Below are 7,595 nucleotides of genomic sequence, written 5' to 3' on the forward strand. Positions count from 1 at the left end.
TTTTCCAACAATGCCACCTCTTGACTATTTTGCTGTAGCAAAACTACTGTGAGCGCCGCCACAGCCGCAGGGTCCATGCCGGGACCATGCAGAGATCACGGAGGTCCGTCTCGTGAGCACCACCATCCCCACCGCACCACCACGGCAGCTCGGGCCCCGCCGGATCACCCTCCTCGTAGCGCTGGCGGTCTTCGCCCAGGAGTCGATGTGGAACTTCTACGACAGCCAGGTGCCGCCGCTGCTGCGCGACCACCTGGCCAGCGCCGCCCTCGTCGGCTTCATCATGGGCATGGACAACCTGCTCGGCATCTTCATCCAGCCGTGGATGGCCAACCGGTCCGACCGGACGCGCACCTGTTGGGGCCGGCGGATGCCCTACCTCGCCGTCGGGATGCCGATCGCGGCGCTGCTGTTCGTGACCCTGCCGCACACCGCTGACTCGCTGCCGCTGCTGATCGTCGTCATCGTCGCGTTCGCGCTGGTCTCGAACTCGTTCAAGCCGATCGGCGAGGCACTGGTGCCCGACTTCATCGCGCCCGAGCGGCGCAGCCGGGCCAACGCCGCCGTCAAGATCGCCTCCAGCCTCACCGTCATCGTCGCGGCCCTGGTCAGCATCCTCCTGGTCGACGACCACCCGACCCTCGCCTTCGCGCTGATCGCGCTGATCACCCTCGTCTCGGTCACCGTGCTGTGCCTCTCGATCCGCGACAGCTCCTCGCCCGGTTACCAGGCGGCGGTGGCCGAGGACGCCGCCGAGGAGTCGACCTCGGTCGGACAGGCCCGCATCCGCGACACCATCTGGGAGATCGTGCGCGACACCGACCGCAGCCGGCTGCTGCTGATCGTGGCGATCCTCGTCTTCGGCAGCGCCTGGGCCGGCTCACGCGCGCTGGTCACGCCCTACGGCATGGAGACCCTCGGGCTCTCGCGCGGCGACGCGGGCGGTCTCACCTTGCCGAGCGGGGTCGCGTTCCTGCTCGCGGCCTATCCGACCGCGCTGTTCGCCGAGCGCTTCGGCCGGCTGCGCACGATGATCGCCGGGATGGCGATCTTCGCGGCCGCCATGGTCCTCGGCACCCTGGTGCAGACCCCGACCGGCACCGTGGTGGCGTTCTGCATCGGCGCCGCCGGTGCCTCGGCCTTCCTGGTCAACGCCGTCGTCGTGCTGTGGAACCTGGCGCCGTCGGCGCGGGTCTTCGGGACGTACGCAGCGCTCTATGCGGTGGGGTGGCAGAGCGGTGCGTTCCTCGGTCCGGCCCTGATCGGCGGGGCCGTCGACATCCTGGGCTGGCAGACGATGCTGCTCGACATCGCGGTCGTCGCGGCGATCGCGGTCGTGATCGTGGTGCGGATCGACCGCCTCCAGCGGCGCGGCGACGTCGAGAGGGCGGTGTGAGCGCGGTGGCCCGGATCCTGATCACCACCGACTACCTGCGGCCCGGCGGCGAGGTCGACGACCTCCTCCGCTCGCGGGGCCACGAGACCCGCTACCGGTCCGGGGAGCTGGTCGCGGACCTCGCCGGGGTGGAGGGCGCGCTGGTCGGTCACGACCCGCTCACCGCCGAGGTCCTCGCGTCCGCGGACCGTCTGAGGGCGGTCGTACGCACCGGGGTCGGCTACGACGCGATCGACGTCGAAGCGGCCGCGCGTGCCGGGATCACGGTCAGCAACCTGCCCGGGATCAACGCCAACGCGGTCGCCGAGTACACGATGGGACTGCTCCTCGCCTCCTCCCGCCGGCTGGTCGAAAGTGCGACCGGCGTCGCGTCCGGCGGCTGGCCACGCGAGGACGGCCGGGAGCTGCGTGGCTCCACCCTGGGCCTGATCGGCTACGGCGCCGCCGCCCGTGCCGTCGTGCCGCTGGCCCGGGCGTTCGGGATGAGGGTGCTGTGCACCACCGCCGTCGCCGAAGCCGAGCGGACCGACCCGGAGGTCCGGTTCGTCGAGCTGCCCGAGCTGCTGGCGGAAGCCGACTTCGTCTCGGTCCACACCGCGCTCACCTCGCGGACGAGGGGGATGCTCGATGCTGGCTCCTTCGCGCTGATGAAGCCGGGGGCGGTGCTGGTGAACACCGCCCGAGGCCCGATCGTCGATGAGGACGCGCTCGCGGCCGCCGTACACGAGGGCCGGATCGCCGGGGCCGCGCTCGACGTGGTCGCCGAGGAGCCGCTGCCGGCCGAGAGCCCGCTGCGCGGGGTGCCCGGGATCGTCGTCCACTCCCACCTGGCCGGGCAGACCGCCGAGGCCCGCCGGGCCGCCGGCCTCGAGGGAGCCCGCGAGCTCCTCGACGCGCTCGCGGGCTGCCCGAAACATGCTGTCAATGTCCACCTGATCGAGGAGAGAAACAACAGATGACCAGCGACAACGCTGACTCCGTCAGCATCTTGGTGCCCAGCGGGATGCTCGGCGCCGGGTTCCCGGAGGAGACGATCACCCGTGGGATCGCGCTGGGAGCGGACGTGATCGCCGTCGACGGCGGCTCCACCGACTCCGGTCCCTACTACCTGGGCGCCTCGAAGCCGAAGACCACCGCCGCCGCGGTCGCCCGCGACCTGCGGCTCCTGCTCCGGGCAGCGGCCGGGGCCGGGATCCCGCTCATCGTCGGCTCCTGCGGCACCAGCGGCACCGACGACGGCGTCGACTGGGTCGCCGGGATCGTCGCCGGCCTGCTCGCCGAGGAGGGCCTGTCGATGAAGGTCGCCCGGATCTACAGCGAGCAGCGGGCCGCCGACCTGAAGGAGCCGCTCGAGGCCGGCCGGATCCACCCGTTGCCGCCGCTGGGCGACCTCGACGGCGCGACCCTCGAGGACTGCACCCACATAGTCGCCATGATGGGCCACGAGCCGATCGCCGAGGCGCTCTCGGCCGGGGCTCAGGTGGTCCTGGCTGGGCGGGCGACCGACACGGCCAACGCCGCTGCGTACGCCTTGCTGAAGGGGATGCCCGCCGGGCCGACCTGGCACGCGGCCAAGATCGTCGAGTGCGGTGGCCAGTGCACAACCAATCCGCGGATGGGCGGGGTCTTCGCGACCATCGACCGAACCGGGTTCACCATCGAGCCGCTCGACGAGAGCGCCGCGTGCACGCCGATCTCGGTGGCCGCCCACATGCTGTACGAGACGGCGAACCCGTTCGAGATGCGGGAGCCGGGCGGCACGCTGGACGTGCGCGATGCCGTCTACACCGCGCTCGACGAGCGGCGGGTGCGGGTCGAGGGGTCACGGTTCCACCACGCCGAGCAGCACACGATCAAGCTCGAGGGTGCCCGGATCACCGGCTACGAGACCATGTCGTTCTCCGCGATCCGGGACCCGCTGATCCTGAAGGACATCGAGGGGTGGGCCTCGCTGATGCATGTCGTGTTCACCCAGCGGGTCGAGCAGACCCTCGGCCTGACCAGGGAAGATTACGACTACGACCTACGCCTCTACGGCTACAACGCGGTCCTCGGAGACCTCGACCCGTCCACCGAGCCGCCGCGCGAGGTCGGGGTGATGCTGCTCGTCCGCGCCGCCGACCAGGCATTGGCCACCGCGGTCGCCAAGGTCGCCAACCCGCTGATGCTGCACCTGCCGGCCCAGGACATGGACTACCTGCCCAGCCTGGCGTTCCCCGGGTCGCCGGCCGAGGTCGAGCGAGGCGCTGCGTACGAGTTCGTGCTCAACCACGCCGTCGACAGCCTCGCGCCGACCGCGATGTTCCGCACCGAGTTCAGCACCGAGATCGGAGAGAAGCACGATGTCTGAGACCACCCTGGGGGACCTCGCGATCGAGGTCCGCTCCAAGAACGCCGGTCCGTTCTGGATCACGATGGAGCTGTTCATGCGCGACGCGGAGGGCTACCGGATCGCGGCCGACGAGACCTTCCTTGACGAGGACGTCGTCGCCGGTCTCTACCGGGTCGATCCCGGGTCGGTCCAGATCTTCCGGCTCCCGTCGCTCAACGTCGTCAAGATCTCCTACCCGCGCCCGGTCTCGCAGGGCTCGCTGCGCGACCGCGACACCCACGCCGGCCAGCACCACGTACCGCTCGCGCAGCTGGTGGTGCCCAGCTAGAGATCGACGCTAGAGGTCGAGGTGGTCGCAGATCGCCTGCGCCCAGCGCTCATAGCCCGCCGGCGAGGCGTGGAAGCCGTCGGCGGCGAAGAAGGACGGCTCCGCGGGACCGAGGTCGGCGGAGCTGACCCACTGCACCGACGTACGTCCGGCGCAGACCAGCCGCGCTGCCACGTCGAGCGCCTTCCCGTGCTCGGCGAGGTAGCGCCGCAGGGTTCGGGGGAGTGAGGGGAACGCGCCGAACTCCGGGATCCCCGGGAGCACCGTGTGTGCGGCGTGCTCCTGAAGGGTCTCGACGATCGCGGTCAGATCGCGCGTCCAGGCCTCGACCGAGCGGCGCGCGAGGATGTCGTTGACGCCCACCAGGAGCACGGCGAGGTCCCACTCACCGGTGACCTTGGTGAGGATGCCGTGCCGGATCCGTTCGCTGGTCGCGCCGTACTTCCCGAGCGCTCGCCACTCGACCGGACGCTCGGTCCGCTTCGCGATCGCGCGCGCCATCGACCCGGCGAAGGCGAGGTCGTGGGTGGGTGCGCCACGCCCCGACGCGGACGAGTCGCCGATCACCAGCAGGCGCAGCGGGATGGGTGTTTCCTCCGCCCCCGGCGCAGGCACGAAACCCTTCGTCGGACCCTCCGGACGCGGCTCTTTTCCGATGGTCCGGTGGACGTACGCGGCCTGTACGGCGACCAGTGGGAGCAGCAGTGGATTCATCGTCTCTCCCCGAGCGGTTCTGTCGTGACGTACGTGCTCTTCCGTCGTTCTACAGCGCGTGCTGCGGTGGGTCTCCGACGTTGGCTGAACGGAGGGCGAATGTCCCCGGAAGGTTTGACACAGGCACTCCTCATGCCGGTCACCGTTGGGGTACAAGACAAGGGAATCAAAGACACGTGACCCGACTCACCGCGTGCCAGCCCTAGCATCACGCCCAGTTGTGAGCGCTCGACCAAAACCCTCCCCTCACTCGAAGGAATGCGAAGCCATGTCCGACTTCATCAGCGGCATCTTCAACCGTCACAAGACCGAGCAGCCGAAGGCAGGGGAGGGGGAGTCGATCGACGCCCCCGCCCCCGGCTACGGCGAGAGCCTGGCCACCACCGAGGCCAGCGCGTACGTCACCGAGCCCCCTGCGCCGCCGGTCGCCGAGCCGGTTGTGGTGCCGGCTGTCGAGCCGGTTGCCGAGACCGTCATCGAGCCCCTCGCCGAGGCCCCCTCGGTCGACCCGCTCTCCGACCCCGAGCACGTCGTCACCGACACCGAGGAGGCTCCGGCCGCCGAGGTTGCCGAGCTCGCCGTCGAGACTGTTGAGATCGGTGGCGAGGTGAGCAGCGACGTCGTGGTCGAGGTCGCCGAGACCGAGCCTGTCGAGGTTGTCGACGAGGTTCCGGCCGAGGCGGTCGAGACCGAGGGCACGTACGAGGCGCCGCTCGAGGGCGTCGACGCCGAAGCCCCGGTCGCCGAGGCCACCGAGGAGGTCGAGGCGACCGAGGTCGAGGAGCCGGCTGAGGAGGCGCCAGTCGATGAGGCGCCGGTCGAGACCGAAGCCGTCGTCGACGCGGCCGACGCCGAGGTGACGGACACCGCGGACGAGGTCGTCACCGAGGACGTCGCTGAGGTCACCGAGACCGACGGGGTCGAGGTCGACGCCGAGGACACCTTCGTGCCCGCCGACGCGATCGAGTCCGACGAGGCCGAGGAGACCGTCGTCGAGCCGGAGGGTGAGGCGCTCGCCGAGGAGGTCGCCGTCGAGGAGCCGACCGAGGTCGAGGACGTCGTGGTGACCGCGGACGAGGATGAGGCGTCCGAGGCCGAGGTCGTCGAGTCCTTCGAGCCGGCCGACGTGACCGAATCGGTCGAGCTCGAGGCCGAGGTGACCGAGGAGACCGTCGGTGAGGCGGAGGACGAGCTGACCGAGTCTGTGGAGGTCGACGACGAGCCGGCCGACGAGGTTGTCGACGAGGCTGCTGACGTGACCGAGTCGGTCGAGGACGACGCGGAGATCATCGACGTCGTCGAGGACGAGGCGCCGGCCGAGGAGATCGCTGTCGACGAGGTCGCTGCCGAGGAGGAGCCGGTGGAGGTCGAGGCCGAGGACACCGACGTGACTGCCGAGGCTGCGGAGGAGGCCGTTGACGAGCCTGCCGAGACCACCGAGGAGGTCGAGGCCGCCGTCGAGCCGACCGACGTCGTCGAGGAGGCGCCGGTGGAGACCGAGGACGAGGTCGAGGAGACCGAGGCGATCGTCGATGAGGCGCTGACCGAGGACGCCACCGAGGCGCCGGCTGATGAGGTCGCCGACGCCGTCGACACCGTGACCGACGAGACCGAGTCGGTCGAGGAGCCCGACGCGACCGAGGAGATCGTGTCCGAGACCCCGGCCCCCGGCTTCGCGCCGGAGCCGGTCGTCGAGCCGGAGCCGACCGCCGACTCGACCCTGACAGGTGTCCTTCGCGCCGCCCGTGCCGCCCGCGAGGAGCGCGGGACCTCGACGGTGAGCGAGGGTCTCGTCGAGCGCCTGGTCCACCACATCGTGGCCAAGGTCGAGGGCGTACACGCCATCGACGACGAGGGCACCGTGGTCGACATCGCCGACGACGTCGCCAACATCACCGTGTCCTACGTGATCGAGTACGGCACCCCGGTCAAGGCCAACGCCGTCACCATCCGCACCCAGGTCATCGAGGCCGTCGAGGACTACTTCGACATCGACGTCGAGGCCGTCGACGTCAACGTTAGCGACTTCCACGTCGCCTGATCCTTCGCCTTATGGCATGAGAGAATGACCGAAGGCCTCGGAGCGCACCGCGCTCCGAGGCTTTCGTGTATGACGACCCTCCACACCGACCTCGACCTTCCTCGCCCCCTCACCGCCCGTCTCGCCCGGGCCGAGGACCATCTCGCCCTCCGCCATCTCTGGCTGCTCTTTCGTCACGACATGTCGGGCTTCAGTTCCGCCCTCCCGTTCGCCGACGGCACGTTCCGGTCCGAGTGGCTCGACGCGGCTCTTCGCTCCGACCCGGGTTGGTGCGCCTGGATCCTCACCGCCGGGGTTCATCCCATCGGGTTCGCTCTCGTTCGGGATGCTGACCAGCGTGTACGCATCTTGAACAGCTTCTTTGTCGTTGCCGGGGCTCGTCGGGGTGGGGTTGGGCTCCAATTTGCTCGGGCTGTTGTCTCTGAATCTCCGGGGGAGTGGGGTGTCGCTTATCAGGAGCGGAATCGTGCGGCGGCTGGGTTTTGGTCGCACGTCACCGAAGGTTGTGATCCGTCGTGGTCTGAGACTGTGGGGGCTGGTGGGGTGGTGGATACGTGGATCTGGTTCTCCGTGGGCTCTGCTCGCTGGTCGAGCCCTCCTCCCCGCTGGTCGAGCCGCCGGAGCCGCTAGGCGGAGGCGTGTCGAGACCAACACGGTTCTTGCTGGGGAAAGCTCGCTTGGTGGCTGTTCTTCGTTTCAAGGTTCGCCGCCGACCCTTGATTTGAGTGTTTCTCGATCGCGCACCGCGTCAAGGACGGGCTTCGCCCGCCGGCTTCGCCGGCCG

General features: G+C 69.8%; 6 protein-coding genes. 5 read left to right on the plus strand and 1 reads right to left on the minus strand.

Annotated elements, in window-relative coordinates; all coding sequences use genetic code 11:
- Window positions 1–112: 112 nt before the first annotated feature.
- From ABZU72_RS23485 to ABZU72_RS23500, 4 genes are read left to right on the plus strand one after another with little or no spacing between them, the layout of a single operon-like run.
- Window positions 113–1,396 (plus strand): MFS transporter, encoded by a 1,284-nt coding sequence (locus ABZU72_RS23485; RefSeq protein WP_355021199.1) that lies wholly within the window; start codon window positions 113–115, stop codon window positions 1,394–1,396.
- Window positions 1,393–2,355, plus strand: a complete 963-nt coding sequence (locus ABZU72_RS23490; protein ID WP_355021200.1) for a phosphoglycerate dehydrogenase — start codon at window positions 1,393–1,395, stop codon at window positions 2,353–2,355. Before ABZU72_RS23485 ends, ABZU72_RS23490 begins: the two co-directional genes overlap by 4 nt.
- Entirely contained in the window at window positions 2,352–3,746 is a 1,395-nt protein-coding gene (locus ABZU72_RS23495) for an acyclic terpene utilization AtuA family protein (RefSeq protein ID WP_355021201.1), read from the plus strand. The genes ABZU72_RS23490 and ABZU72_RS23495 overlap by 4 nt, the downstream gene beginning before the upstream one ends.
- A complete protein-coding gene (locus ABZU72_RS23500; RefSeq protein WP_355021202.1) occupies window positions 3,739–4,056 on the plus strand; it encodes a DUF4387 domain-containing protein in 318 nt (105 codons plus the stop codon). The genes ABZU72_RS23495 and ABZU72_RS23500 overlap by 8 nt, the downstream gene beginning before the upstream one ends.
- Before the next feature lie 9 nt (window positions 4,057–4,065).
- On the opposite strand, the gene ABZU72_RS23505 is transcribed toward ABZU72_RS23500, so the two are convergent.
- Entirely contained in the window at window positions 4,066–4,770 is a 705-nt protein-coding gene (locus ABZU72_RS23505) for an SGNH/GDSL hydrolase family protein (RefSeq protein WP_355021203.1), read from the minus strand.
- 268 nt (window positions 4,771–5,038) lie between these two features.
- Between ABZU72_RS23505 and ABZU72_RS23510 the strand changes: the two genes are divergently transcribed.
- Window positions 5,039–6,811 (plus strand): hypothetical protein, encoded by a 1,773-nt coding sequence (locus ABZU72_RS23510; RefSeq protein ID WP_355021204.1) that lies wholly within the window; start codon window positions 5,039–5,041, stop codon window positions 6,809–6,811.
- Window positions 6,812–7,595 lie beyond the last annotated feature (784 nt).

This window comes from Nocardioides sp. NPDC004968 (genome assembly GCF_040608935.1).
In the GTDB taxonomy this organism is placed as follows: domain Bacteria; phylum Actinomycetota; class Actinomycetes; order Propionibacteriales; family Nocardioidaceae; genus Nocardioides.